This window comes from Maricaulis maris (assembly GCF_036322705.1).
GTDB lineage: Bacteria > Pseudomonadota > Alphaproteobacteria > Caulobacterales > Maricaulaceae > Maricaulis > Maricaulis maris_B.
On record NZ_AP027270.1, the window covers coordinates 2,835,787 to 2,858,840 of the forward strand.

Annotated in this window: 27 protein-coding genes and 1 tRNA gene; 17 read left to right on the forward strand and 11 right to left on the reverse strand. The window is 64.8% G+C overall.

What is annotated here, in order from left to right:
* Positions 1-29: 29 nt before the first annotated feature.
* The 4 genes from modC to AAA969_RS13475 form a co-directional block, all read right to left on the reverse strand.
* Entirely contained in the window at positions 30-1,115 is a 1,086-nt protein-coding gene (gene modC / locus AAA969_RS13460; protein WP_338246568.1) for a molybdenum ABC transporter ATP-binding protein, read from the reverse strand.
* A complete protein-coding gene (modB, locus tag AAA969_RS13465; RefSeq protein WP_338246569.1) occupies positions 1,112-1,804 on the reverse strand; it encodes a molybdate ABC transporter permease subunit in 693 nt (230 codons plus the stop codon). Before modB ends, modC begins: the two co-directional genes overlap by 4 nt.
* A 12-nt stretch (positions 1,805-1,816) precedes the next feature.
* Complete coding sequence (gene modA / locus AAA969_RS13470) at positions 1,817-2,554, reverse strand: molybdate ABC transporter substrate-binding protein (RefSeq protein WP_425325008.1); 738 nt, start codon at positions 2,552-2,554, stop codon at positions 1,817-1,819.
* A gap of 101 nt (positions 2,555-2,655) precedes the next feature.
* Positions 2,656-3,339: an SDR family NAD(P)-dependent oxidoreductase gene (locus AAA969_RS13475; protein ID WP_338246573.1), complete on the reverse strand. Its 684-nt coding sequence runs from the start codon at positions 3,337-3,339 to the stop codon at positions 2,656-2,658.
* A gap of 213 nt (positions 3,340-3,552) precedes the next feature.
* On the opposite strand from AAA969_RS13475, the gene AAA969_RS13480 reads away from it, so the two are divergent.
* A complete protein-coding gene (locus tag AAA969_RS13480; RefSeq protein WP_338246577.1) occupies positions 3,553-4,530 on the forward strand; it encodes an oxidoreductase in 978 nt (325 codons plus the stop codon).
* A gap of 32 nt (positions 4,531-4,562) precedes the next feature.
* Here the strand turns inward: AAA969_RS13480 and AAA969_RS13485 are convergent, their stop codons facing one another.
* The 4 genes from AAA969_RS13485 to AAA969_RS13500 form a co-directional block, all read right to left on the reverse strand.
* The gene (locus AAA969_RS13485) at positions 4,563-5,534 is read right to left on the reverse strand and encodes a formylglycine-generating enzyme family protein (RefSeq protein ID WP_338246579.1); all 972 of its coding nucleotides are present in this window, start codon (positions 5,532-5,534) and stop codon (positions 4,563-4,565) included.
* Positions 5,516-6,607, reverse strand: a complete 1,092-nt coding sequence (locus AAA969_RS13490) for an MBL fold metallo-hydrolase (RefSeq protein WP_338246581.1) — start codon at positions 6,605-6,607, stop codon at positions 5,516-5,518. The genes AAA969_RS13485 and AAA969_RS13490 overlap by 19 nt, the downstream gene beginning before the upstream one ends.
* 94 nt (positions 6,608-6,701) lie before the next feature.
* Positions 6,702-8,348: a sulfatase-like hydrolase/transferase gene (locus AAA969_RS13495; RefSeq protein ID WP_338246583.1), complete on the reverse strand. Its 1,647-nt coding sequence runs from the start codon at positions 8,346-8,348 to the stop codon at positions 6,702-6,704.
* A gap of 4 nt (positions 8,349-8,352) precedes the next feature.
* Entirely contained in the window at positions 8,353-8,517 is a 165-nt protein-coding gene (locus AAA969_RS13500; protein ID WP_338246585.1) for a hypothetical protein, read from the reverse strand.
* Between the two features lie 119 nt (positions 8,518-8,636).
* On the opposite strand from AAA969_RS13500, the gene AAA969_RS13505 reads away from it, so the two are divergent.
* Both AAA969_RS13505 and AAA969_RS13510 read left to right on the forward strand, forming a co-directional pair.
* The gene (locus AAA969_RS13505; RefSeq protein WP_338246586.1) at positions 8,637-9,026 is read left to right on the forward strand and encodes a hypothetical protein; all 390 of its coding nucleotides are present in this window, start codon (positions 8,637-8,639) and stop codon (positions 9,024-9,026) included.
* A 1-nt stretch (position 9,027) separates the two neighbouring features.
* Positions 9,028-9,669, forward strand: a complete 642-nt coding sequence (locus tag AAA969_RS13510; RefSeq protein ID WP_338246589.1) for a TetR/AcrR family transcriptional regulator — start codon at positions 9,028-9,030, stop codon at positions 9,667-9,669.
* A gap of 118 nt (positions 9,670-9,787) precedes the next feature.
* On the opposite strand, the gene AAA969_RS13515 is transcribed toward AAA969_RS13510, so the two are convergent.
* Positions 9,788-9,928 (reverse strand): hypothetical protein, encoded by a 141-nt coding sequence (locus AAA969_RS13515; RefSeq protein WP_338246591.1) that lies wholly within the window; start codon positions 9,926-9,928, stop codon positions 9,788-9,790.
* Positions 9,929-10,044: 116 nt separating this feature from the next.
* Positions 10,045-10,134: transfer RNA gene (locus AAA969_RS13520), tRNA-Ser, on the reverse strand.
* A gap of 168 nt (positions 10,135-10,302) precedes the next feature.
* On the opposite strand from AAA969_RS13520, the gene AAA969_RS13525 reads away from it, so the two are divergent.
* The 4 genes from AAA969_RS13525 (at position 10,303) to AAA969_RS13540 (ending at position 12,403) form a co-directional block, all read left to right on the forward strand.
* Positions 10,303-10,614 carry a hypothetical protein gene (locus AAA969_RS13525; RefSeq protein ID WP_338246592.1) on the forward strand — a complete coding sequence of 104 codons (312 nt, stop codon included), beginning with the start codon at positions 10,303-10,305 and terminating at the stop codon, positions 10,612-10,614.
* A gap of 205 nt (positions 10,615-10,819) precedes the next feature.
* Complete coding sequence (locus AAA969_RS13530; protein WP_338246593.1) at positions 10,820-11,476, forward strand: 50S ribosomal protein L21; 657 nt, start codon at positions 10,820-10,822, stop codon at positions 11,474-11,476.
* A 15-nt stretch (positions 11,477-11,491) separates the two neighbouring features.
* On the forward strand, positions 11,492-11,761 hold the full coding sequence (rpmA, locus tag AAA969_RS13535; protein WP_338246595.1) for a 50S ribosomal protein L27: 270 nt from the start codon (positions 11,492-11,494) through the stop codon (positions 11,759-11,761).
* Between the two features lie 120 nt (positions 11,762-11,881).
* Positions 11,882-12,403, forward strand: a complete 522-nt coding sequence (locus tag AAA969_RS13540) for a GNAT family N-acetyltransferase (protein WP_338246597.1) — start codon at positions 11,882-11,884, stop codon at positions 12,401-12,403.
* Between the two features lie 18 nt (positions 12,404-12,421).
* Here the strand turns inward: AAA969_RS13540 and AAA969_RS13545 are convergent, their stop codons facing one another.
* Positions 12,422-13,456 (reverse strand): EF-hand domain-containing protein, encoded by a 1,035-nt coding sequence (locus AAA969_RS13545; RefSeq protein WP_338246599.1) that lies wholly within the window; start codon positions 13,454-13,456, stop codon positions 12,422-12,424.
* 190 nt (positions 13,457-13,646) lie between these two features.
* Here AAA969_RS13545 and obgE point away from each other — a divergent pair, with 190 nt between their 5' ends.
* From obgE to AAA969_RS13595, 10 genes are all read left to right on the forward strand, one after another.
* Entirely contained in the window at positions 13,647-14,711 is a 1,065-nt protein-coding gene (gene obgE, locus AAA969_RS13550; protein ID WP_338246600.1) for a GTPase ObgE, read from the forward strand.
* Positions 14,708-15,835, forward strand: a complete 1,128-nt coding sequence (gene proB / locus AAA969_RS13555) for a glutamate 5-kinase (protein ID WP_338246602.1) — start codon at positions 14,708-14,710, stop codon at positions 15,833-15,835. Before obgE ends, proB begins: the two co-directional genes overlap by 4 nt.
* Positions 15,832-16,434, forward strand: coding sequence for a nicotinate-nucleotide adenylyltransferase (locus AAA969_RS13560; RefSeq protein WP_338246604.1), 603 nt, complete (start codon positions 15,832-15,834; stop codon positions 16,432-16,434). The genes proB and AAA969_RS13560 overlap by 4 nt, the downstream gene beginning before the upstream one ends.
* 30 nt (positions 16,435-16,464) lie before the next feature.
* On the forward strand, positions 16,465-17,469 hold the full coding sequence (gene egtD / locus AAA969_RS13565; RefSeq protein ID WP_338246606.1) for an L-histidine N(alpha)-methyltransferase: 1,005 nt from the start codon (positions 16,465-16,467) through the stop codon (positions 17,467-17,469).
* 21 nt (positions 17,470-17,490) lie between these two features.
* Complete coding sequence (rsfS, locus tag AAA969_RS13570) at positions 17,491-17,922, forward strand: ribosome silencing factor (RefSeq protein ID WP_425325057.1); 432 nt, start codon at positions 17,491-17,493, stop codon at positions 17,920-17,922.
* Positions 17,923-18,393, forward strand: coding sequence for a 23S rRNA (pseudouridine(1915)-N(3))-methyltransferase RlmH (gene rlmH, locus AAA969_RS13575; RefSeq protein ID WP_338246609.1), 471 nt, complete (start codon positions 17,923-17,925; stop codon positions 18,391-18,393).
* A 31-nt stretch (positions 18,394-18,424) separates the two neighbouring features.
* Complete coding sequence (locus AAA969_RS13580) at positions 18,425-19,645, forward strand: murein hydrolase activator EnvC family protein (RefSeq protein ID WP_338246611.1); 1,221 nt, start codon at positions 18,425-18,427, stop codon at positions 19,643-19,645.
* A 30-nt stretch (positions 19,646-19,675) separates the two neighbouring features.
* Positions 19,676-20,989, forward strand: coding sequence for a S41 family peptidase (locus AAA969_RS13585; RefSeq protein WP_338246613.1), 1,314 nt, complete (start codon positions 19,676-19,678; stop codon positions 20,987-20,989).
* 151 nt (positions 20,990-21,140) lie between these two features.
* The gene (locus AAA969_RS13590) at positions 21,141-22,493 is read left to right on the forward strand and encodes a divergent polysaccharide deacetylase family protein (protein WP_338246615.1); all 1,353 of its coding nucleotides are present in this window, start codon (positions 21,141-21,143) and stop codon (positions 22,491-22,493) included.
* Positions 22,493-23,020: an RNA pyrophosphohydrolase gene (locus tag AAA969_RS13595; RefSeq protein WP_338246618.1), complete on the forward strand. Its 528-nt coding sequence runs from the start codon at positions 22,493-22,495 to the stop codon at positions 23,018-23,020. Before AAA969_RS13590 ends, AAA969_RS13595 begins: the two co-directional genes overlap by 1 nt.
* The last annotated feature ends 34 nt before the right edge of the window (positions 23,021-23,054 follow it).

Below are 23,054 nucleotides of genomic sequence, written 5' to 3' on the forward strand. Positions count from 1 at the left end.
ACCGGGCCGGAAGCGACCACGCCGCGCGTTCAGCCCGAGCCGACATCGCCCGCCTCGATCGCGAAGGATTTGACGATCGCATGGCAGGTCGCACCTTCGATCAGATCGAGCGCCGCAATCGAGCGATGCGTAATCCGCGCCAGAAGCACGCCGGCCGGCGTACGGATGCGGACCAGAGCGCCCGCGGGTCCGCCCGCTTCGATACGCACGACCTCACCGGGCAGGATGTTCAGCGCTGACAGCCCGCAAGGCACCTCGCGGGACAGGATCACATCGCTGGCCGCAACACGCAGGCGAACCAGCCCCGCCTCCCGGCTTTCGAGGTCCGCCAGAAAGAGCGGGACACCACCGGCTGACAACTCCGTCAGGCCGTCATCATGGCGGGTCACGATCTGTGCGCTGAGCACCGCGCTGGCGCCGCCTTCACCGGCCGGAACAAGATCCGGATCGGCGAGGATGGCCTCCGGCGGGCCGGACGCTGTCACCCGGCCCTGATCGACCGCCACGACCGTCGTTGCCAGGCGGGCGACTTCGGAGACCGAATGGCTGACATAGAGGATCGGAATCTCGACCTCATCCCGCAGCCGCTCCAGATAGGGCAAAATCTCGGCCTTGCGGCGAACATCAAGCGCGGCCAGGGGCTCGTCGGCCAGGATCATGCGGGGCTTGGACAACAGGGCCCGCCCGATGGCGACACGCTGTTTCTCGCCGCCGGAAAGCGCGCCGATCCGCCGCTCAAGCAGATTGCCAATGCCCAGCAAGTCGACCACGGGATCAAGCTCGCGCATGGCCGATCGGCCGCCGGCAAACCAGTGCCCGTAGAGCAGGTTCTGGCGCACATCGAGATGCGGGAAGAGACGATCGGACTGGAAGACGCAGCCCATGCGGCGGCGGTGCGCGGGCACGAAAATCCGAGCCTCGGTGTCAACCAGGGTGACGTCGTCGACAACAATGCGGGCGTTCTGCGGACGCAGCAGACCCGCCACGGCATGGACAAGGCTCGACTTGCCCGCGCCGGAGGGTCCGAACAGGACAGTGACGCCGGGCGGGGCTTCAAAGCGCGCATCGAGGCTGAAAGCGCCAAAATCATGCTGGATGGCAACAGACAGGCTCATGCGCCGGCCACCCGCCGGGACACCCGCCGCGCCAGCAGCTCGGAGACGACCAGGGCCGAGACCGAGATCACGACCGAAATGACAACCAGCCGCATGGCCGAGGCCTCGCCACCGGGAAGCTGGAGGAAGGCATGGATCGCGGTCGGCAGGGTCTGGGTCTGTCCGGGAATGTTGGCAACGAAGGTGATGGTAGCGCCAAACTCCCCCATCGCCTTGGCGAAGGCGAGAATGATGCCGGCAATGATGCCGGGCAGTGCCAGCGGCAAGGTGACCGTCAGGAAGACCCAGATCGGGCTGGCGCCCAGCGTCGCGCCAGCCTGTTCGAGCCCGGGATCAACCGCCTCGATCGACAGCCGGATTGCGCGCACCATCAGCGGGAAGGCCATCACGGCAGCGGCGAGGACCGCCCCGGTCCAGCGAAAGGCGAGCACCAGGCCCATATCCTCCAGCAGCCCCCCGACCGGGCCTTCCCGGCCGAAGGCGAGCAGCAGAAGATAGCCGGTCACGACCGGCGGCAGGATCAACGGGAGATGGACCACGGCATTGAGGACCGAACGCCCCGGGAACCGGCCGCGCGCCAGAAGATGGGCGACCCAGATCCCGGCCGGGAGGCTCAGCACGGTCGCCCAGGCCGCGACCTTCAGCGACAGGGCCACGGCTTGCCATTCCTGCGGACTTAGCGCGTCCATGCGTGAACACCCCTACGGCACATCGACCAGAAACCCGTTTCTTTCCAGCGCCGCACGGGCGACCGGGCCGCGGAGATAGTCAAGAAAGGCCCGGCTGGCCGGATCCGAACGGCCCGCCAGGATCGCAACCGGATAGCGGATCGGCGCGTGCGTCTCCTCGGGGAACGTATAAAGCACGGAGACCGCCGCAGCCGCCCGCGCTTCGCTCTGATAGACGATGCCCAGTGGCGCTTCACCGAGGACCACCAGAGCCAAGGCCGCGCGGACATTGTCCACCTGTACGATACGGCTGGAAACCGCCTCCCAGAACCCCAGCGATTGCAGCGCGGACCTGCCATAGAGGCCGGCCGGTACGGCGTCGACCAATGCCATCGCAAGCGGCCGATCACCGAGCGCATCAATCAGCACGTCTCGCGACAGCTCAGGCCAGGCCAGGCGTCCGGCGCCGTGGCCGATCAGGACAAGCCGGTTGCCGGCAAGGTCAAAGCGCGTCTCGCGCTCCAGCGCCCCCTGCCCGTCCAGCCAGTCCATCCAGTCCGCATTGGCCGAGATAAACACATCGGCCGGCGCCCCCAGCGTGATCTGCCGGGCAAGCGCCGAGGAGCCACCGTGTGCAAGGGTCAGGCGGTGACCGGTCTCTGCCTCGAACCCGTCACCGATCGCCTCCATAACCGTTCGCAGGCTGGAGGCGGCAAAGACGGTGACATCCTCCGCCTGTGCCGGCCGGGGCCAGATCGCCAACACCAGCATCACCGCCAGGGCGCCGACCAGAGCCGCAGGCCGGAGCCCGGGTGTCGCACGCCTGGCCTGACGGCCTGAACGGCAGGAGGGATCAGGGGCGCGGGTCAGGATCAGACACGGCCCGTCACTGGCAGCAGGGCGCCCGTGATTGCCCGGGCCTCCTCACTGGCGAGGAACAGCATGGCCGCCGCGAGATCGTCCGGCGCCACCCAGTCAGACGGATCGGCATCGGGCATGTCGGCACGATTGGTCGGCGTATCGATGACCGATGGCAGCACGGCATTGACCGTCACCTTGCCAAGAAGTTCGCGCGACAGGCTTTCGGTCAGGCGGGCGACACCGGCCTTGGATGCCGCATAGGCCCCCATGCCCATATCGGACTTGAGCGCACCGGCTGCACCCACATTCACGATCCGGCCGGCATCGCTCTTCATCAGCCAGGGCAGTGCCGCCTTGCTGGCAACCACGGCCGTTCGCAAATTGATCGCGAACATGCGCTCCCAGCTATCGACAGACCCGTCATCGAGGGTCTCCCAGACGAAGCCGCCGGCGATGTTCAGAAGCGCGTCGATGCCGCCACACATTTCGGCGATGCCCGCAAAGGCATCCGCCGCTGACTGCGGGTCGGTCAGGTCGACGTCGCCCACGCGCACATCGCCTGCGAGCTCGATCTGATCGGTGATCGGTGCCCGATCCACCAGGACAACCTGGTCGCCCCGGTCCATGGCCCGACGGGCGACGGCCTGGCCCAGAATGCCTGCGCCGCCTGTAATCACGATGGTCCGCTTGCTCATCATCATCCTCGATTGTGTGCTGTCATGTTCCGGCCCCATGCTCCACGCTCTGGCGATCTCGCACAAGCCGCTGTTCCAGACACCGGGTCAGGGGCCCGCACGCCATCGGGTCTTTTCGCATTGGCTTGAACGGCACGCCAATCCACGACAGCATGCAACACGGGCGGGTCCGCTCCGGGACCGGCAGCACAACCAGAAACCATGGGGGCCCAGATGGCCGTTTCCGACCAAGTCCCGACCCAGTCAGGCTTTCACGCCAAGTCCAGCGGCGCAGAGGTGGTCTCCGCGATCGACCTTGCCGGCAAGACTGCGGTCGTAACGGGCGGCTATAGCGGCATCGGGCTGGAAACCGTGCGCTGCCTTGCCAGCCGCGGCGCCTCTGTCATTGTCCCGGTGCGCTCACCGGAGAAGGCGGCCGACGCCCTCGCCGGGATCAAGGGTGATGTCGTCACCGCCCCGATGGACCTGGCCGATCCCGCCTCGGTGAGGCGCTTTGCGGAGGGCCTGGTTGAACGCCTGACGCGTCTTGACCTCCTGATCAACAATGCGGGGATCATGGCCTGCCCGGAGACCCGGGTCGGACCGGGCTGGGAGTCCCAGTTCGGGGTCAACCATCTGGGGCATTTCGCGCTGGGTCAGGCTTTGATGCCGCTGTTGAAAGCCACGCCCGGAACGCGGGTCGTGGCGCTGTCCTCAACCGCCCACAAGATGTCCGACATCATCTGGGACGACATCCAGTTCGAAAAATCCGGCTACGACAAATGGCGCGCCTATGGCCAGGCCAAGACGGCCAACGCGCTCTATGCCAATGCCCTGTCGAGGCGCCTCAAGGATACCGGCGGCCTGGCCTTTGCCGTGCATCCCGGCGGTATTTTCACACCGCTTCAGCGACACCTGCCGCGGGAGGAAATGGTGGCTCTGGGCTGGATGGATGAGAACGGGGAACCGTCCGAGCTGGCCAGACAGGGTTTCAAGACACCGGAGCAGGGCTGTTCCACGACCCTTTGGGCCGCGACGTCGGCCGCTTTGACCGACACGCCGGGCGTCTATTGCGAGAATTGTGATATCGCCGCCCCGACAGACACGGATGGGGCGATGGCCCGCTATGTCGGTGTTGACGCTCATGCCTGCAGCGATGAGTCCGCCGAACGCCTGTGGGAGGTCAGCGAGACCTTGCTAAAGGCCGCCTAGGGTCGCGAAACCCCGATTGAGCGGACAGCCTGTCAGCCCGCCTCTGCGCTGACCCGCTCGATCGTCCTGAAGCCGATATGCGAGGCCGAGAAGTCCCATTCCTGCGGCTGCCGCGCGGCCGGTCGGAAGCGGGCGCAATAGCTCGGCGCGCACAGATAGGACCCGCCCCGGATCGTGCCGGTATTGCTGCCGGTATCAAAGGGGGTGGAGGTCCACTCCCAGACATTGCCGGCCATGTCATAAAGGCCATAGCCGTTCGGCTCATAGCAGCCCACCGGCGCCAGCCCTTGATGCCCGTCCTCACCGATATCAATCGCCGGGAACGGTCCCTGCCAGGTGTTGGCGCGCCATTCACCGCCGGGCCGGAATTCATCCCCCCAGGTATATTCGGCCCCCTCGAGACCACCGCGCGCCGCGATTTCCCACTCGGTCTCAGTCGGCAGATCGGTCTGCGACCAGTGCGCATAGGCGAGCGCATCCTCATAGGCGACATGGACAACCGGGTGCCGGTCCAGCCCGTCAATCGAGCTGCCGGGCCCGTAGGGCGCCCGCCAGGACGCGCCGGGCACGAAACGCCACCAGAAACCGCCACGCTCGAGGCTGACCCCGAAGACGGCCGAACCCGGCACCAGAAGGGCCGGGTCAATCTCCGGATAGTCAGCCGGGTCGGGAGTTCGCTCCGCCACCGTCACATAGCCGGTATCTGCCACGAAGTCGGCGAACTGGGCGTTGGTAACCTCATGGCTGTCGATCGCAAATCCGTCAGTCGCCACACGGCGAGGCGGACCTTCCTCGCCGCGACGGGCATTGGTACCGACCCGATAGTCACCGGCCGGAACGCTTGACTGCCCGGTCGGGATCGCTGCGCATTCGACTTGGGAGACCGGTTCTCCCGAAACGGCCTGCCGGTCGGCGCTTCCACGGGAAGCGGCACCGTCCTGGCCATCGGGAGAGCAGGCGGTTAGCGCGAGAAGCGCACCCAGTGTCAGCCTCGGAACATCCATGTTTCCACCTTCACGTGGTCAGAGTCCCGCTCAAGCACAACAGCATCCCCGTCGCTGGCGATATGAATCGGTCCGGAGAACCGCTCCGGCGCCCCGCCGAGAAAGGCCGCATGCAGCAGACCGGATGGCAGGGCCGGCACGATATGGGTCAACACCAGCATGTCCGATCCCGCGGCCCGGGCGGCATCGGCGGCTTCCTCCGGAGTCGTGTGATAGTCGAGAATGTCCCGGGCGACCTTGGCCAGGTTTTCGGCACCGATCGCAGCGGCCTGAGCCTCGATCAGCCCGGTCATGGCCGGCTGGAGGGCCTCCACAACCAGCAGGTCGGCGCCGGCCGCCAAGGCCGTAAAGCCCGGCGAGACCTCGGCATCGAGATCACCACTGATGACCAGGGAGCGGCCGCCATAATCGAAACGGTAGGCAAGCGCCGGCGAGACCGGGGTGTGATCAACCGCAACAGCGCGGATCAGCACGCCGCCCTCATCGAGCACGGTGAACGGCTCGCGCGATGCACCGATCGGACGGGCCACAAGCCCGGCACCGCTGGAGGGCAGGACCGCTTCGCCGTGGTGGGCGGTGCGGTAGCCATGGTCCAGACCGTAGGCCAGGTTGAACCCGGCCACGACCTGTTCCACACCGTCCGGCCCGATGACAGGCAGGGGCTCGCGTCGTGCCCCGCCAACCCAGCGCTGCAGGGCCATATCAGCAAGATCGCTGATATGGTCAGAGTGGAAATGCGTCAGGAACAACGCTTCGGCGTCACCGACCGGAACGCCCATCAGGAGGAGGTTGGCGGTCGAACCCGAACCGGCATCGACGATGAAGACACGTTCGCCAGCAATCACCACGGCACAGGACGCAGCCCGTGTCGGGTCCGGCAAGGGTGAGCCGGTTCCGCAAAACCCGATATGGAGGCCATCGGGAAGCTGGTCCCGACGATCAAGCCCGAGGCGCGCCTCGACCTGGTGTCGATACAGACCCATCCCGATCGGGCCAGCGAACAAGCGCAACCCGCCAACCGCCAGCAAGGCCATGACCCCGAGTGTCAGGGCAATCCGCAGCAGCCATTTCATGGCGTCTCTCCTCAGGGGCCGTGGCCCGTCAGCAAACCGAATGCACAAAGGCGCGCGCGACCCTGGCTCGCCCAGGGCCTATCTGGACCAGAGCCTAATTGGACCAGAGAACATAGGTATCGTCCGCGTCCCGCTCCTCGAGGGCGTGGGTATCGACATAGACCGGTGCGGAGACGAGACTCGGCCATAGCGGCGCACTTTGCTCGGCATTGAGGGCGTCGAGGCGGGCCCGCATCTGCGCCAGACGCGCCGGCTCGGTGGCCGCAAGGTCGACCTGCTCGGTCGGGTCCGCGTCGAGATTGAAGAGCCAGCTCCGGTCGGGATATTCGGAGACCTGCAGCTTCCATCCGCCCTCGAGCAGCACGCGATAATGGTCGGAGCGCCAGAACAGGGCGCGTTCCGGGACCGTATCCGGGGAGTCGATCATCGCCATCATGTCGAGCCCGTCCATCACGCGATCGGTCGGCATCTCGCCCCCCGCAGCAGCAGCCGCGGTCGCAAACAGGTCGACGTGAGCCACGGGGTCGTCGATCACGGTGCCCGGCGCGATGCGGGCCGGCCATTCGACCAGCATCGGCACGTGGATGCCGCCCTCGAAGAAATTCGCCTTCCAGCCGCGATAGGGCGCATTGAGGTCATCGAACCCGATATAACTCGGTGCGCCATTATCGCTGGAGAAGACGATCAGCGTGTCATCCGCAATGCCCTGGGCCTCGAGGGCCTCGCGGACGCGTCCGACCGCCCGGTCGACGGCGCGGATCATCGCGGCATAGACCCGTACCCGCTCGTCCTCGATATAGGACAGCGCCTCGACATCCGACCGCAGCGCCTGGATCGGCGTGTGCGGGGCGTTCAGGGACAGATACATGAAGAAGGGTCGATTGGCATTGGCCTCGATGGCGGCCACCGCCTCATCGGCGAAATAATCGGTCATGTAGCCGTCCGGATGGAACCGGTCAGACCCGTTCCAGCGCACCGCATAGGCCAGGTTGGGCCACAGGAAGCGATCAACCGGATCAAATTCCTGCCGGAGATTGACCACGTCCGGATCATTGATCGGCATGAAGAGCGCCGCCCCCGGATAGAAGCCGACCCACTCGTCAAAGCCCTGGTTCTGGGGCTGGAATTGTTCCGACGCACCAAGATGCCACTTGCCCAAAAAGAGGGTCTGGTAGTCCTGCGCCTGAAGCATCTCCGCGATGGTGATCTCCGATGGCGGCAGGCCCTGGTCTTCCAGGGGAATGGTCTGGCTGACGCGGTCCTCATGCCACATCGCTTCATGCGGCCCGTAGTCGAAGGAGCCGAGCAGGCGATGGAAGGCAACCGGCGCGGGGGTGAACTCGAAGCCGAACCGGGTCGCAAACCGGCCCGTCATGATCGCCGCCCGGGACGGCGCACAGGTCGCGTTGCCGGCATAACCGTTGGAGAAAATGGCACCATTGCGGGCGAGGGCGTCAATATTCGGCGTCGGCATCATCCCGCCCGCCACACCGCCCCCGAAGGCGGAGATGTCGTTGATACCCAGATCATCCACCAGGATGATGATCATGTTGGGCAGCCGCTCGCCGGCTGTCATCGGCGCCGCCTCCGGGTCCCGGCTCCAGACCACGTCCCGGTTAGGACCGATCGGGTCCTGGATCCGGTTGATCAGGCCCGGCAGGGCGATGCGGTGGGGCCAGGCGAGCGCCAGCGCGCCCGACAGAACGGCAATGATCGCCCCGATGATGATGAGAATGCGCATCCTGTCAGCCCTCTGCCTTTCCGGTCGTCATGATCATCTGCGCCTGTTCGGCAAGCGCGTCGGCCGTCATCAATTCGATGCTGTGCGTCGTGCAAGGCAAGTCCGGCACGACCGGCATGACCGTGGCTGCCCAGCCATTCGGCGTCGGTGCTGTGTACAGGCCTGTCATCTCCCGCCCTCCCTTTTGCGCACCCGAGGCGCACGTGATTGTTGACCTGACGGTATGTTGTGGCAGTGTCTACGTCAATTGTTCAGATGACGTGGACTCAAGGACGGGATTTGACACCCATGAAACAGCTTGCCCTGCGCGTGATGGCCAGTCTGGCCGCGCTCGGACTGACCACGATCGGGCTCTTTGCCCTGCTGGCTCCCCAGGAACTGATGAGCCAGACCGGCCTGGCCTCGGTCGGTGCACTGGGCTTCAATTTCGTGCGCGGTGACGTCGCGGCCTCCATGCTGGTCGTCGCCTTTCTGGCCGGTCGCGCCGTGATGCGCGGTGATGGCCGGGGACTTGCCATGCCGCTGCTCTGGGCCATCCTCGTAATTGCGGGTCGCGGTTTGGGACTGTTCGCCGATGCCGACGGTTTCAGTGCCGCGCGGGCGCTGGTCCCCGGTCTCGTCCTCGCCCTCCTGCTGGCACCGCCCTTCTTCCTCATGCGGCCGAGCGGCACACGCTGACATGCAAACGGCACCGAATCCTGACGGCCGCACCGCGCGGCGCAATGCCAATCGCGAGAAGATCGTTTCGGCTTTTCTCGAAATGGTTAGGGAAGGCACATACCAGCCCAGCGCGCATCAGGTCGCGCATCAGGCCGGCGTCAGCCCGCGCACCGTGTTCCGCTGCTTCCAGGATATGGAATCGCTCTATCGCGAGCTTGCCATGGCGCTGCAGAAGGAGTTCCTCCCGCGCGTCCTGACCCGGTTCGACACGACAGATCGAAGCCGGCGCCTCAGCCTGCTCATCGAGAACCGGGCATCGGTTTTTGGCGATATGGAGCCGTTTCGTTTCGCTGCCGAAACGCATCGCGCCGCCCACCCCTCACTGGCCGACGAGCATCGCCTGCTGATCCAGGTGGAGCGCCAGCGACTGACCCATGCGATCAACCCCGACGGGGTGCTGGACGCGGATACGTTTGAAGCGCTCAACGCGGTGACCAGCTTCGACTTCTGGCGCCGGCTGCGCGTCGACCAGGCGCTCACACGGTCCGTCGCCGCGCGCACCATGGCGCTCGCAGCGACCGGCATCTACACCGCACGGCCCGACCCCGGTCCGGTTACCGAACCCAAGACCGGCGAACGTCCGAACGTGGCATCCGACTAAAGCGGACAGGTCTCGAAAGTCGGCGCTCGCATGGCTTTAGGCCATAAGCAACTCGCGCCATTCGATGCGAGCGGCATTGCGAAGGCCTCTAAATCAGGAACGGCGTTTGAGGGATCGGTCAGCGGCGCCGACCGATGACGTCATAGCCATAGCTGATGGTCTGGCCGGACTGGACGATCCCGGCAAGACGATTGCGCGTGTCGTGAATGAAGGATCGCGTGCCATCGCCCGACAGATTGTCGGAAGTGTCGTAGCTCAAGGTGTAGTTGGTCGTTGAGCTTCCGGTGGTGGATACCGGACCATACTGGTTTTGCGCATTGAAACGCCGCGGGGATTACACGGCGCACTTTTATCTAATTATTTCAAGAAGATAAATGGCGGAGAGAGAGGGATTCGAACCCTCGGAACGCTTGCGCGCTCAACGGTTTTCGAGACCGCCCCGATCGACCACTCCGGCACCTCTCCGCGGGGAAGCGGGGTTGTGACTGAGCAGGCTGACAAAATCAAGGGGGCGATGCGGTGAAATCGCTGTTTTCGGCGGCGCTCCCTCTCGACCCCGCAAAATCCCTTTGCGCCAGCCACTGCCTTCTACTAGCGTTCCCGCCAAATGTTATCAGGGGTAGTGTGAATATCATGACCATCAAATCGCGCCAGTTTCTCATCGGCCTGCTGGGTGTCGCCAGCCTGGTTTCCGTGGCCGCCTGCGCCACGACCTCGGACGAGGATGCCGCCAATGCGATGCCCGATGAGGGCGTCACCGCCGAGGGCGAGGCCTTTACCTGCCGCTATATCCAGGTCACCGGCACGCGCCAGCGCGAGCGGGTCTGCCTGTCCAATGCGGATCGGGACGCCCAGGCCGAACGTGTTCGTCAGGGCGTCGACTCAACCCGGGACGGCAATCGCGGCGAGGCCCGCCCGGCCGACTTCGGCGGCCCGGGCCGGTAAAGCCCGCCTGTCAGCAGGTTCGACTGATTGACTCTTGAGCGGGCATGCGTATAACGCCCGCTCCTGCTCGCGCGGCCAGCCGTTGCGGGCCCATAAATGATGAACAACGCTCCGGGCATACGGGGTGAAGAAAAAGGAGCCGCCGGGCCTCAAGGATCAAAGAGATCCAGACCCGGACGGATCGCAAAAAAGGATACACACGATCATGTTTGCTGTGATCAAGACCGGCGGTAAGCAATACCGCGTTGCCGCTGGCGACGAAATTCGCATCGAGAAGCTCGAGGGCGCCGCTGGCGACACGCTCGACCTCGGTGACGTCCTGATGCTCGGCTCTGACGCCGGCATCACGGTCGGCTCGCCGACCGTTGATGGTGCCCAGGTGATCGGCGAGCTGCTGGACACCAACCGCGCCCGCAAGATTATCGTCTTCAAGAAGCGCCGCCGTCAGAATTACCGCCGCACGAAGGGCCACCGTCAGTGGGGCACCGTCGTTCGCATCGCGGAAATCGTCGCACCGGGCGAGAAGGCCAAGACCGCGCTGAAGTCGACCACGGCTGCGCCGAAGGCTGCCGAAGCACCGAAGGCGGCTGCCAAGGCTGCCCCGAAAGCCGAGAAGGCTGCGGCCCCCAAGGCTGCCAAGGCTGCGGCTCCCAAGGCCGCAGCGGCTGACGCCCTGACCGAGCTGACCGGTGTCGGTCCGGCCCTTGCCACGAAGCTGAATGAAGCCGGCATCACCACGTTTGCGCAAGTCGCAGCCTGGACCGAAGCCGATCTGGACGCCCTGAGCGAGACCATCACCGGTCTCAAGGCCAAGGCAGAGAAAAACGACTGGATCAACGCCGCCAAGGCGCTGGCCAAGTAATCGGAGGACTGATCAATGGCTCACAAAAAAGCAGGCGGTTCATCCCGTAACGGTCGCGACTCAGCCGGTCGCCGCCTTGGTGTGAAGAAGTTCGGTGGCCAGGAAGTCATTCCGGGCAACATCATCATCCGTCAACGCGGCACCAAGGTGAATCCGGGCGCCAATGTCGGCATGGGCAAGGACCACACCCTGTTCGCGCTTACCGAAGGCCGCGTGGTCTTCGCGAAGAAATCCGGCGGCAAGTCTTTCGTCTCTGTCGAGCCGATTGCCAAAGCAGCGGAATAAGCGGTTCGCACATATTCGGACCGTGTCTTGAACAGGCAGGGTCCGACAGCGCCAGACGCGTAAAGGGGAGACGGACCACCGCCTCCCCTTTTGTTTTGTTCCCCCGCCGAGGAGAGGGTCATGGGCCCGCGGATCGAAACCGAACGCCTGGTGATGCGGCTTCCCGTCCTGGAAGACGCGTCCAATATCGCCACCTATCTGGGTGATTACGACGTCGCCAAGAATACCGCCCGCGTGCCACATCCCTATCCTGAACTGGCGGCGGAGATGTGGGTGCTGATGACACGGGCCGGCTGGCAGCCCGGCGGCAATCTCTCGCTGACCGTGGAGATGGCTGGCGAAGCGATTGGCGGTGGTGGCGTGTTCAAGCGCAAGGCCGATGCCGATTGGGAGATCGGCTACTGGATTGGCAAGCCTTGGTGGGGCCAGGGTCTGGCGACCGAGCTGGGACGCGGCCTGGTGGACTATGCCCGCAACACACTCGGCACCCGCCGCCTGATCGCGGGCTATTACAAGGATAATCCCGCCTCGGGCCGCGTTCTGGAGAAGCTCGGCTTCACCCATATCGGCGAGGGTGTTCGCGCCTTCTCGATGGCCCGCATGGGCCCCGCCGACATGCATGAACTCTCGCTGGCCCTGTAGAGCGGTCAAATGAGACGGCTAGTAGCCGCTGGTTGCAACAAACTCGGCGAAGGAGATTTGACCATTCGCGTCCAGATCCCGGGATGCCACCATTCCCGCTGCTGAATTGGGCCGAAGTCGCCCATCTTCGCGCGTCGCTGCGGAGAAGAAATCATCTGGGGACGTCGGGGCACTTGCCTGGGCCCAAACGCGCTCGGTCGCACATGCAGTCTCAGGTAAGTGAAACGATTGGGAACGCATCGACACATTCCCCTGTCCACCCGTCTCCGAGGCGGCACGATTTGCGTCATCTCGGGCTTGCCATATCGACGGGTCGAAGTCGGCGATTGCAATTGCGCCGTCGCCATCAGCATCCTGGAGCTGAAACGACTGCCGTATTGTCGCCAGCGTCGCGTCCGAGAATTCCCGCGCGGTCACCCGCCCATTCTGATCTGCATCCCAGCTTTCAAAGCGGCGCCGCAATCTTGCATAGCGAACATCATCCATTGCTGCCCAACACCCGTCTGTCACTCGCTCCATATTTTCGCGAAACAGTGCGGGATCGAGATTGGCTGGAATGAAGAGTTGCCCGAAAATGGCGCCGCTGCGCTCACCGATGGTCGTCCGATCCTGTGCGGGGATCGCATCCGGGTCGGTTTGACTCAGCACCATTTGTTCAAAAGTCGACTGAACGGAACCGGAGCGCTCTAGATACTCGGCAAGCGTCAGCTCATGATCGTAGAAATCGGAAACGGCATAGCTGTTGAATAATGACATACCGTAAAGCCGGTCTTGCTCACCGGGTTCGGTACCCTGTACGGCGCTCAAAAGAAGAAGGGCACCAATACTGGCGCCCGCGAATGCGGAAACGATCATTGTGGGACTCCCCGGCAGGCGTGCCATCGGACCAAATTGGCTGTAGCCGCGCATGGCATCTCTCAACACAGCACTCGCCGTCCGGCCCGCCCGCTGACACGCGTCAAGAAAGGCCGACTTTTCCTCTGGAGAGAGCCGGATCTCGAGCGCTTCCGTCTTCTTTGACGGACGTTTGCGTGGGCGGTTGGTCTGGGTCATGCGTTCACCGGTTTTTCCCATCCAGGCGCAGGCTTCCAATCATTTCGTGCCCGGGCACCCCAAAATGTTGTCCGGGCATCTTCCATTTAACATTGCCACACGTCGGATCACCGCAAAAACGCACTGATCTCAAATGGTTTTGCCTGTATAGACGGATTGATACGCCCAAAGAGCCCAGAAAGCCTGATTCATGAAATTCCTCGACCAAGCCAAAGTCTATGTCCGCTCCGGGAATGGTGGCGGCGGCTGCGTGTCGTTCCGACGCGAGGCCTATGTCGAATATGGCGGACCCGATGGCGGTGATGGCGGCAAGGGCGGCGATGTCTGGGTCGAGGCGGTCGACGGGCTGAACACGCTGATCGATTACCGCTACAAGCAGCACTTCAAAGCCGATACCGGGGGCCACGGCATGGGTCGTCAGCGCACCGGGGCCGGCGGCGAGGACTCCGTCCTGCAGGTCCCGGTCGGGACCCAGATCCTCGATGAGGACAAGGAAGAAATCCTCGCCGACCTGACCGAGATCGGCCAGCGCGTCCTGCTGGCGCGTGGCGGTGACGGCGGCAAGGGCAATGTCCACTTCAAGACCTCGACCAACCAGGCGCCGCGCAAGACCATTCCAGGCTGGCCCGGCGAGGAGCGCTGGGTGTGGCTGCGCCTGAAACTGATCGCCGATGTCGGCCTGGTCGGCCTGCCCAATGCGGGCAAGTCGACTTTCCTGTCGGTGGTCAGCCGCGCCAATCCGAAGATCGCCGCATACCCCTTCACCACGCTTTACCCCAATCTCGGCGTTGTCGATCTGGGCCCAAGCTCGCGCTTTATCGTCGCCGACATTCCCGGCCTGATCGAGGGTGCCCATGAGGGCGCCGGCATCGGTGACCGTTTCCTGGGCCATATCGAGCGCTGCGCCTCGCTGATCCATTTGATCGACGGCACGCAGGACGATGTCGTCGGCGCCTACAAGACCGTGCGCGGTGAGCTGGAAGCCTATGGCGACGGCCTGCCGGAGAAGCGGGAAATTCTCGCCCTCAACAAGACCGACGCCATGGATGACGAGATGGTGGCCGAAAAGGTCGCCGCCCTCGAGGCCGCCAGCGGCAAGACCGTGATGACGCTGTCCGGTGTCTCGGGCGACGGCGTCAAGGAGTTGTGCGGCAGCGCCTGGGAAATCGTGCTCGACGCCCGCCGCGCCGAGAAGGATGCCGCCGAAGCGGCGCTCGCGGCCGAGAATGGCGAGGATGGCTGGGCGCCCTCATGATACGGGCTGACTTCGACGCGGCGCGCTGTGTCGTGGTCAAGGCCGGCTCCAGCCTGCTGCAAGCCGGCGACACGGTGATTGCCGCCATCGTTGCCGACATCATGACCCTGCGGGCCCGCGCCGCCCGGGTCATTATCGTATCCTCCGGCGCTGTGGCGCTGGGTCGTGACCGGCTCGGCCTGCCTGTCGGCAGTCTCAGCCTCGAGCAGAAACAGGCCGCCGCTGCGGCGGGCCAGCCTCGCCTGCTGCAGCTCTGGGAGCGCGCTTTCGCCGTGCACGGGGTGGTCACCGCGCAGGCGCTTTTGACCCTCGACGTGACCGAAAGCCGGCGAAGCTGGCTCAATGCCCGGGCGACCCTGTCGACCCTGCTCGATCTCGGGGCCGTCCCGATTGTGAACGAGAATGACACCATCGCCACCGACGAGATTCGCTATGGCGACAATGATCGGCTGGCCGCCCGCGTCGCCCAGCTCGCCGGCGCTGACCTGCTGGTGCTCCTCAGCGACATCGAGGCGCTCCATGATGCCGATCCGCGCCGATCGGCGGACGCCCGGCCCATCCATGACGTCCCCGCGATCACGGCGCAGATCCACGCCATGGCCGGCGAGGCCAATTCCGGGGCCGGCGTCGGCACAGGCGGCATGCGGACCAAAATTCTCGCGGCCGAACTGGCCGGCGCCTCCGGCTGTGCGACCGCCATCGCGCTCGGCACCGCGGCGAACCCGTTGCTCAGCCTGGCCCGACCCGATCATGGCACCTGGTTTCAGCCGTCCGGCACCCCTGCCAGTGCCCGTGAGCGCTGGATATCCGGGGTCGTCAGCCGCCATGGCGCGGTCCGCATCGATGCCGGCGCGGCGCAGGCGCTGAAAGCCGGCAAGTCACTGCTGCCGGTGGGCGTGACCCAGATCGAGGGGCAGTTCGAGCGCGGCGAAACCATCCGCATCCTCGGTCCAGACGGGCACGTGATCGCCCGCGGTGTGACGGCCTATAATGCCGCCGATGCCCGCCGGGTCGCCGGGTGTCGCAGTGACGAGACCGAGACCCGGCTGGGCTATCGCCGGGCCGCCGCCCTGATCCATACCGATGATATTGTCCGGGTCGGGCAGATGGAGCGGGATTCATGAGCCGCAACGGGGCCTTGCGCGGTGACGGGCTGAGCCGGGGCATGCGGGTCGGCCTGTTCGGGGGGAGTTTCGATCCACCGCATGCCGGCCATCTGCACGTCGCGCAGACCGCCATGCGGCGGCTCGGCCTCGATCAGGTCTGGTGGCTGGTCTCCCCCCAGAACCCGCTCAAGGCGACGCCCGCCGGCGATTTTGATCGCCGGTTTGACGCCGTCCGCCAGATTGCGGCCCGGCCAGGCATGCGCATCACCGACATCGAAACCCGGCTCGGCACAACACGCACGATCGACCTGCTCAACCACCTCCGGCAACGCCATCCCGATGTTCATTTCGTCTGGCTGATGGGCGCAGACAATCTGGCCGGCATTCACCGCTGGGCCAATTGGACGCAAATTTTCCAGAGCGTCCCGGTCGCCGTCATCGCACGGCCACAGGATGCGGTGCGGGCCCGGCTGTCACATGCCGCGCGGCAGTATGCGCGTTCACGCATTCGTGAGAGCGAAGCGGTGGCACTGCCCCTCCTGCAGGCACCGGCATGGACCTATCTGACAGAGCGGTTACACTCTCATTCCTCGACTGCGCTGCGCGCGCGCCCCTGATTTTCCAGCCGACGCCGACAGGACAGAGCCATGCACGACCGGATGCCCGGCCGCCCCAGCGCCCATGCTGCGCTTGCCTTCTACGACGATCAGCACCCACCGGCAGGCGACTTCCTTGCCGACGTCCTTGAGGGCTTTTCCCGCACCCCAAAGCAATTGGCGCCTGTCTATTTCTACGATGCGACGGGCTCGGCGATCTTTGATGAGATCACCGATCTGCCCGAGTACTACGTAACGCGGACCGAGCTCGATATCCTTGACCGGATCGGCCCGGAGCTGTCCGGCCTGGCCGGTCCGGGCGCCGTGGTTATCGAGCCCGGCTCGGGCTCCAGTGTGAAAATCCGCAAGCTGCTCGATGCCCTTTCGGAGCCGGCCGCTTATGTTGGTCTGGACATTTCCGGGACCCATCTGGAGGCCGCCTGCCAGGAGATCGCCGCAGACTACCCGGCCCTTCAGGTTGGCGCGATATGCGCCGACTTTACCCAGGGCCTCGATCTCTCCCAGCTGCAGCTGGAAAGCGGACGTCGCATCATCTTTTTTCCTGGCTCAACGATCGGCAATTTCGAACCCGAAGGCGCTCGACAGCTGCTGGCCGGCTTCCGGGATGCTTTGCGTCCGGGCGATGCGGTACTAATCGGTGCCGACCGGGTCAAGAATACCGACACGCTGGTGGCGGCCTATGATGATGCCCAGGGCGTCACGGCGCGGTTCAACCTCAACCTGGTCGACCGGATCAATCGCGAACTCGACGGCACAATTGACCCGTCCGGACTATCACACAAGGCGATCTGGAACGCCGAAAAGGCCCGGATCGAGATGCATCTTGTGGCGGATCATGCGCAACGCTTCCACGTGGCCGGGCGTGAATTCGAACTGCGCGAGGGCGAGAGCATCCATACCGAAAATTCCCACAAGTTCACGCCGGAAAGCTTCACTTCCCTTGCAGAATCAGTGGGTTTTGATGTGCTTCACTCCTGGTCTGACGCGGCTGACCTGTTCTCGCTGCACTGGCTCGAACCCGCCGCAAAAGCGTGATATGATCATCTCTGTATTTGCCTGACAGAGAGGACACAGACCCTGTCTACAGAATTATCCCGCCGCGCTGAGCAGGAAACGGCATCCGCCGTCCGCGTCACCGGCGATGACGGCCCTGTCGAGGCCTTCGAAACCCTGATCCTCGACTCGCTTGATGATGACAAGGCGGAAGACGTCGTTGCCATCGACCTCCGCGGGAAATCATCCATCACCGACATCATGGTCATTGCTTCCGGCCGCTCGGCAAGGCATGTCGCCTCGCTGGCCGACCATCTTGTGCGCAAGCTCAAGGAGACGGGACACGGCAAGGCCCGGATCGAAGGCACCCAGACCAATGACTGGGTCCTGATCGACATGGGCGATATCATTGTTCACATCTTCCGCCCGGAAGTGCGCGAATTCTACAATCTGGAAAAGATGTGGTCGGTAGAGCCGGACGCGTCGGCCTCCTAGGTGAAGCTGCGCATCGCCGCCATCGGTCGGCTGAAGTCCGGCCCTGAACGCACCCTGGTCGATGACTATCTGGAACGCGGCACCGCGACCGGACGAGCCATCGGCCTGGGTCCGCTCGCCGAGACCGAGCTCGATAACCGGAGCCTCAAAAGCGCCAATGATGAAAGCCGGGCCCTTGCGGCCAGTCTTGACCCGGGCGCGCGGCTTGTCCTTCTGGATGAGCGCGGCAAGGCTCTGGGATCACGCCAGCTGGCGAGGCAAGTCGGCCAGTGGCGGGATGAAGGGGTACGGGAAGCGGTTTTCTGCATCGGCGGCGCCGACGGTCATGATCGCTCGCAATTCCCCCAGCCTGACCTGATGCTTGCCTTCGGCCCGGCCGTTTTCCCGCACAAGCTGGTCAGGGTCATGCTTGCCGAGCAGCTTTACCGGGCGGTCTCCATCCTTGCCGGGACGCCCTATCATCGTGATTGAGCGTTAACCGGGAGCCGGATAGCCTTTCCCCATGTTGAGCGTTTTCGCAGCCCTGCTGCTCCTCCAGACCCAGCCTGCCACTCCGCCAGACGCGGACGAGGCGGCACGTCTGGAACAGGAAGAACGTGAAAACGCCGCCCGCGCGGAAGCCGTTGCCCAACAAGCCGAAGCCCTCGCCGACGAAATTGCCCTGATGCAGCGTCAGCTGGTCGATCTGGGACAGCGCGTCGGTGCCAGCGAAAATGCGGCCCTGATCGCGGAGGCGGAACTTGATCGCCTAGCCGGCGAGGAAGCCGAATTGCTCGGCCGCCTCACCGAAGACCGGGAAACCCTGATCGACATCCTCGCGGCCATCCAACGTATCGAAAGCCAGACCCCACCGGCCGTTCTCGCCGCTCCGGAAGATGCCGCCGAGGCGGCCCGGGCCGCCTCGCTGATGTCGGAAGTGGCGCCGGCCTTGCGCGAACGGGCCGACCAAATCGCGGACCAGCTGACACAATTGCGTGAGGTGCGGGCGTCGATTGAGAGCGAACAGACGAGTTTGGGCACGGCCGAGCGCGCCTTGTCCGCGCAGCGATTGGAGCTGGAAGTGCTGATCGCGGAACGCCGGGCCCTGGAGGCACGCCGTCGGAATGAGGCCGTCACCTTGCTCGAGGCGTCGAGCTCGGCCGGTCAGCGGGCCCGCTCGATCCGCTCCCTGATTGGCGAGTTGAGCCGCATGGCGGAAGTCATGCCCACGCTCAATCCGCGCCGTACGCCGCCTGACACCGCTATCCCCGCACCCCGGGTGAGACCGCCCCGCGACCTTGTTGCGGCCCGTGTCCCCACTGCGCCCCTGGAAACCCTGCGCTTTGCCGACGCACGGGGCCGACTGCGTCCACCGGCGACAGGCGCGGTCGTGAGAGGCTATGGTGATCTGGCCGAAGATGGCACAGCATCTGAAGGAATTTTCATTCGGACCCGGCCCCGGGCACAGGTAGTCTCGCCTTTTGACGGTCGGGTCGAGTTTGCCGGACCGTTCAACACCTATGGCGGTCTCTTGATCCTCAATGTCGGCGATGGCTACTATGTTGTTCTGGCAGGCATGTCGGTAACCTATGCCAGTGTCGGCCAGAGCGTCCTCGCCGGAGAGCCCGTTGGCGCTATGTCAGAAGCCGAGCAATCGGCACCAGACTTGTATCTGGAACTGAGACGAAATGACGATGCGATTGATCCGGGACCGTGGTTCCGGACGATATCGCAACCGGGCTAGACCCATCGCGCTCAAAGGACGCGAGATAGCATGCGTATCAATGTGTTCGCTTCAATGGTGGCTTTCGCCGTCGGCGCCGTGGCTATCGCGGTCTCGGCTGAGGGTGCCCAGGAAGACCGGTCGGCCAGTTTCCGCCAGATCGAGCTCTTCGGTGACGTGCTCAGCCGCATCGAGTCGGACTATGTCTCCGACACCGATCAGGCCGAGCTCATCGAGGCCGCCATTGAGGGCATGCTGACCTCGCTCGATCCCCACTCCGCCTATCATAATCCCGATGCCTACGAAGACCTGCGCGTCACGACGCGCGGTGAATATGGCGGGCTTGGCATGGAGGTCGTCCGCCGCGAGCAGTACATCACCATCGTTTCACCGATCGCCGACACACCGGCTGAACGGGCCGGACTTCGGACCAATGACCGCATTATCGCGGTCGATGGCGAAGCGATCGTGGGCATTTCCGTCGATGAGGCTGTCGCCCTCATGCGCGGCGCTGTCGGTGACCCGGTGACCATCACGATTTCGCGTGATCAGGATGATCCGTTCGATGTCACCCTGGTACGCGACACCATCCCGCTGCGGACGGTGGTGACGCGAATCGAGGAAGGCGTACCCTATATGCGGATTGCCGGCTTCAATGAGCGCACGACCGAGATGGTCCAGGAGGGCCTGACCGAGCTGCGCGACGAATTCGGCGCTGACCTGCCGGGCCTGATTGTCGACATGCGCTTCAATCCGGGCGGCCTTCTGGACCAGGCGATCGGCGTGACCGATGTCTTCCTCGATGGCGGCGAGGTGGTGTCCACCCGAACCCGTGATCCGCGCGACACCCAGCGCTATAATGCCCGTCCGGGGGACCGGCTCAACGGGGTCCCGATCGTGATTCTGATCAATGAAGGCACCGCGAGCGCGGCAGAAATTGTCGCCGGGGCTCTGCAGGACCGGGAACGCGCCGAACTGGTCGGCATGACAAGCTTCGGGAAGGGCTCGATCCAGACCATCATCCCGCTGCGGGGCGGACGCGACGGCGCCCTGCGCCTGACCACCGGCCGCTATTACACGCCGGCCGGCCGCTCCATCCAGGCGACCGGCATTGTTCCGGACCAGCAGATCTCGGCCTGGGCGCTTAACGATGACGCGGAAGCCGATGTGCCGCAGATCGGCTCGGAAGCGGATCTCGACGGCGCTCTGGTCAATGAAAACGGCGATGAGCGTGAGACCACGGATCTTGCGGCCGTCGAACAGCCGCCGGCTGACTGGCCGGAGGACGAAGACTACCAGCTGCATCGCGCGGTCGAGATTCTGACCTCGGCCATGGAAACCCAGCAGGCCTCCCTGCGGCCCTGAGCGCCGCGCGGACATCCAGAGACACGCCCCTGACGGCGGCCGGTGAACACCGGCCGCCGTTAACCGTTTCTTACAGCACACACAGGCAGATTGGAGACCAGCGGGAGGTTCCCGACCTCCCTTTCTGCAACCCACAGACCGTGCTGCCGCCATGTCGACCGCCCTTCTTCGCCACGCCCGACCGCTCCTGACCCTGCGCGCGCCGCTTTTTGCGGGCATCGCTGCGGCTGGAGCTCTGAGCCTGATGATTGGTGGCGTTGCCCTTTTCGGCGATGGCGAGATCGCCTTGCCGCGCGCCGTCGGTGGCGTCGAGCCCGCTGCCCTGCCGGAACCGGCCAGCCACGATATGCGGGCTGATACCGCCCCTCATGACGCCGGCATTCGCTTTCTGGAGCCCGAGGGAGACGGCGACGTCACCCTGTCAGGTGTCCGTGAAGGGTTTGAGGCACCGGTCGCGCCATCGACCAGCCCCTCAGAACGCGTTGCTCACGGGTCGGACCCGGCTGATGCCGAAACGCGCCACGCAGCCGAAACCGCAGGCGCGCCGGCAGCCAACCCGAACGCCTTGCCCCGCGCTCCCATTGCCGGTTTGACCGAGCCCGGACCGGGTGGTCCGCTGCCGGTTATCGCGGCCAACGGGACCCGACCTTCACGGGCCTATGCCCGACCCTATCATGGGGATCCTGGGGCACCGACGATCGCCGTTGTCATTGGCGGGATGGGACTGAACTCGGCCGTAACCGAAGCCGCGATCAACGAATTGCCGCCAGAAGTGGCGCTCAGCTTTGCTGTTTACACGCGCGATCTCCAGACCTGGATCGACCGCGCCCGGGCCGCGGGCCATGAAGTGCTGATCGAAGCGCCGATGGAGCCCTTTGACTATCCCAACAACGACCCTGGCCCCCACACCCTGCTGGCGGACGGGACGATCGAGGAAAACAGCCGTCGCCTCGCCTGGGTCCTGAGCCGGGCCACAGGTTATTTCGGCGTGACCAATTATCTCGGCGCCCGCTTCTCGGCCTCACAAGGTGCGATGCGCCAGGTTTTCGGAACGCTGGAGGAGCGCGGCGTCGCCTTCCTGCATGACGGGGCGGGACGACGCTCGACCATCGAAGCGGCCGCCGGGAGCACTGATATCCTGTACGCAGTGGCCGACCGCATCCTTGATGAGGACCTGTCCCCGGAAGCGATCGACGACCGGCTTCTGGCACTGGAAGCATTGGCGATCCAGAACGGGTCGGCGCTCGGCACCGGTTTTGCCTATCCGGCAACCGTGGACCAGGTTCGCGACTGGGCGATCAGCCTTGACATGCGCGGCTACCAGCTGGCTCCGCCCTCGGCTGTCATGGCCCGACGCCGGCTCGAAGCCCGCCTGGCAGCCGAAGCCGCAGCCGCCCTGCCGCATGATGAGGCCGCGGCAACGGATCATCGCTGGGCCCGCGATCCGGACGCAGCCGGGGGGGCAGAGGAAAGCCATGCGGCGCCTGCAGCCAGCGGCCACTGATGGCGGCGCAGCCCGACGATCCCTACCCCCATCACCGGGCCAATGTGGGCATCGCATTGTTCAACCATAGCGGTGCGATCTGGCTCGGTCGGCGTGAAGCCACACCCGGTCCCTGGAACTGGCAATTACCGCAGGGCGGAATCGATGCTGGCGAGGACGCCCAGGCGGCGGCCCTGCGCGAGCTGCAGGAAGAAACCGGCATCCCGGCCGAGGTTGTCGCCTATCTCGGCGAGATCGAGGGATGGCTGGCCTATGACTACCCCGCCGACGTCCGCGAAGACCCCCGGTTTCACAAGAAACGACATCTCGGCCAGAAGCAGCGCTGGTTTGCCTTCCGGTTCAAGGGGGAGGACAGCCAGATCAACCTGTCGGCCCATGCCGAGGTCGAATTCGATGCCTGGCGTTGGGGCCGATTGAGCGAGATCCCGGAGTTGATCATTCCCTGGAAACGGGACGTGTACGAGACGGTGGCCGCCAGCTTCGCGGTGTTTGCCGACGGCAACCCCGCCGGTCACGATACGCGCTGATCGCTGGATCCGGCCGGGTCTTGGCCAATTTGTC

What these genes read in the sequence shown, in the direction of transcription:
- modC (WP_338246568.1), bottom strand. Translation starts at nt 1,115, where the DNA reads ATGAGCCTGTCTGTTGCCATCCAGCATGATTTTGGCGCTTTCAGCCTC.
- AAA969_RS13590 (WP_338246615.1), top strand. Translation starts at nt 21,141, where the DNA reads ATGTCGACCGCCCTTCTTCGCCACGCCCGACCGCTCCTGACCCTGCGC.
- AAA969_RS13545 (WP_338246599.1), bottom strand. Translation starts at nt 13,456, where the DNA reads ATGACCCAGACCAACCGCCCACGCAAACGTCCGTCAAAGAAGACGGAA.
- AAA969_RS13540 (WP_338246597.1), top strand. Translation starts at nt 11,882, where the DNA reads ATGGGCCCGCGGATCGAAACCGAACGCCTGGTGATGCGGCTTCCCGTC.
- AAA969_RS13475 (WP_338246573.1), bottom strand. Translation starts at nt 3,339, where the DNA reads ATGAGCAAGCGGACCATCGTGATTACAGGCGGCGCAGGCATTCTGGGC.
- proB (WP_338246602.1), top strand. Translation starts at nt 14,708, where the DNA reads ATGATACGGGCTGACTTCGACGCGGCGCGCTGTGTCGTGGTCAAGGCC.
- AAA969_RS13480 (WP_338246577.1), top strand. Translation starts at nt 3,553, where the DNA reads ATGGCCGTTTCCGACCAAGTCCCGACCCAGTCAGGCTTTCACGCCAAG.
- AAA969_RS13485 (WP_338246579.1), bottom strand. Translation starts at nt 5,534, where the DNA reads ATGGATGTTCCGAGGCTGACACTGGGTGCGCTTCTCGCGCTAACCGCC.
- egtD (WP_338246606.1), top strand. Translation starts at nt 16,465, where the DNA reads ATGCACGACCGGATGCCCGGCCGCCCCAGCGCCCATGCTGCGCTTGCC.
- AAA969_RS13580 (WP_338246611.1), top strand. Translation starts at nt 18,425, where the DNA reads ATGTTGAGCGTTTTCGCAGCCCTGCTGCTCCTCCAGACCCAGCCTGCC.
- AAA969_RS13500 (WP_338246585.1), bottom strand. Translation starts at nt 8,517, where the DNA reads ATGACAGGCCTGTACACAGCACCGACGCCGAATGGCTGGGCAGCCACG.
- AAA969_RS13585 (WP_338246613.1), top strand. Translation starts at nt 19,676, where the DNA reads ATGCGTATCAATGTGTTCGCTTCAATGGTGGCTTTCGCCGTCGGCGCC.
- AAA969_RS13595 (WP_338246618.1), top strand. Translation starts at nt 22,493, where the DNA reads ATGGCGGCGCAGCCCGACGATCCCTACCCCCATCACCGGGCCAATGTG.
- obgE (WP_338246600.1), top strand. Translation starts at nt 13,647, where the DNA reads ATGAAATTCCTCGACCAAGCCAAAGTCTATGTCCGCTCCGGGAATGGT.
- AAA969_RS13490 (WP_338246581.1), bottom strand. Translation starts at nt 6,607, where the DNA reads ATGAAATGGCTGCTGCGGATTGCCCTGACACTCGGGGTCATGGCCTTG.
- AAA969_RS13495 (WP_338246583.1), bottom strand. Translation starts at nt 8,348, where the DNA reads ATGCGCATTCTCATCATCATCGGGGCGATCATTGCCGTTCTGTCGGGC.
- rpmA (WP_338246595.1), top strand. Translation starts at nt 11,492, where the DNA reads ATGGCTCACAAAAAAGCAGGCGGTTCATCCCGTAACGGTCGCGACTCA.
- AAA969_RS13560 (WP_338246604.1), top strand. Translation starts at nt 15,832, where the DNA reads ATGAGCCGCAACGGGGCCTTGCGCGGTGACGGGCTGAGCCGGGGCATG.
- modB (WP_338246569.1), bottom strand. Translation starts at nt 1,804, where the DNA reads ATGGACGCGCTAAGTCCGCAGGAATGGCAAGCCGTGGCCCTGTCGCTG.
- AAA969_RS13505 (WP_338246586.1), top strand. Translation starts at nt 8,637, where the DNA reads ATGAAACAGCTTGCCCTGCGCGTGATGGCCAGTCTGGCCGCGCTCGGA.
- modA (WP_425325008.1), bottom strand. Translation starts at nt 2,554, where the DNA reads ATGCTGGTGTTGGCGATCTGGCCCCGGCCGGCACAGGCGGAGGATGTC.
- AAA969_RS13525 (WP_338246592.1), top strand. Translation starts at nt 10,303, where the DNA reads ATGACCATCAAATCGCGCCAGTTTCTCATCGGCCTGCTGGGTGTCGCC.
- AAA969_RS13510 (WP_338246589.1), top strand. Translation starts at nt 9,028, where the DNA reads ATGCAAACGGCACCGAATCCTGACGGCCGCACCGCGCGGCGCAATGCC.
- AAA969_RS13530 (WP_338246593.1), top strand. Translation starts at nt 10,820, where the DNA reads ATGTTTGCTGTGATCAAGACCGGCGGTAAGCAATACCGCGTTGCCGCT.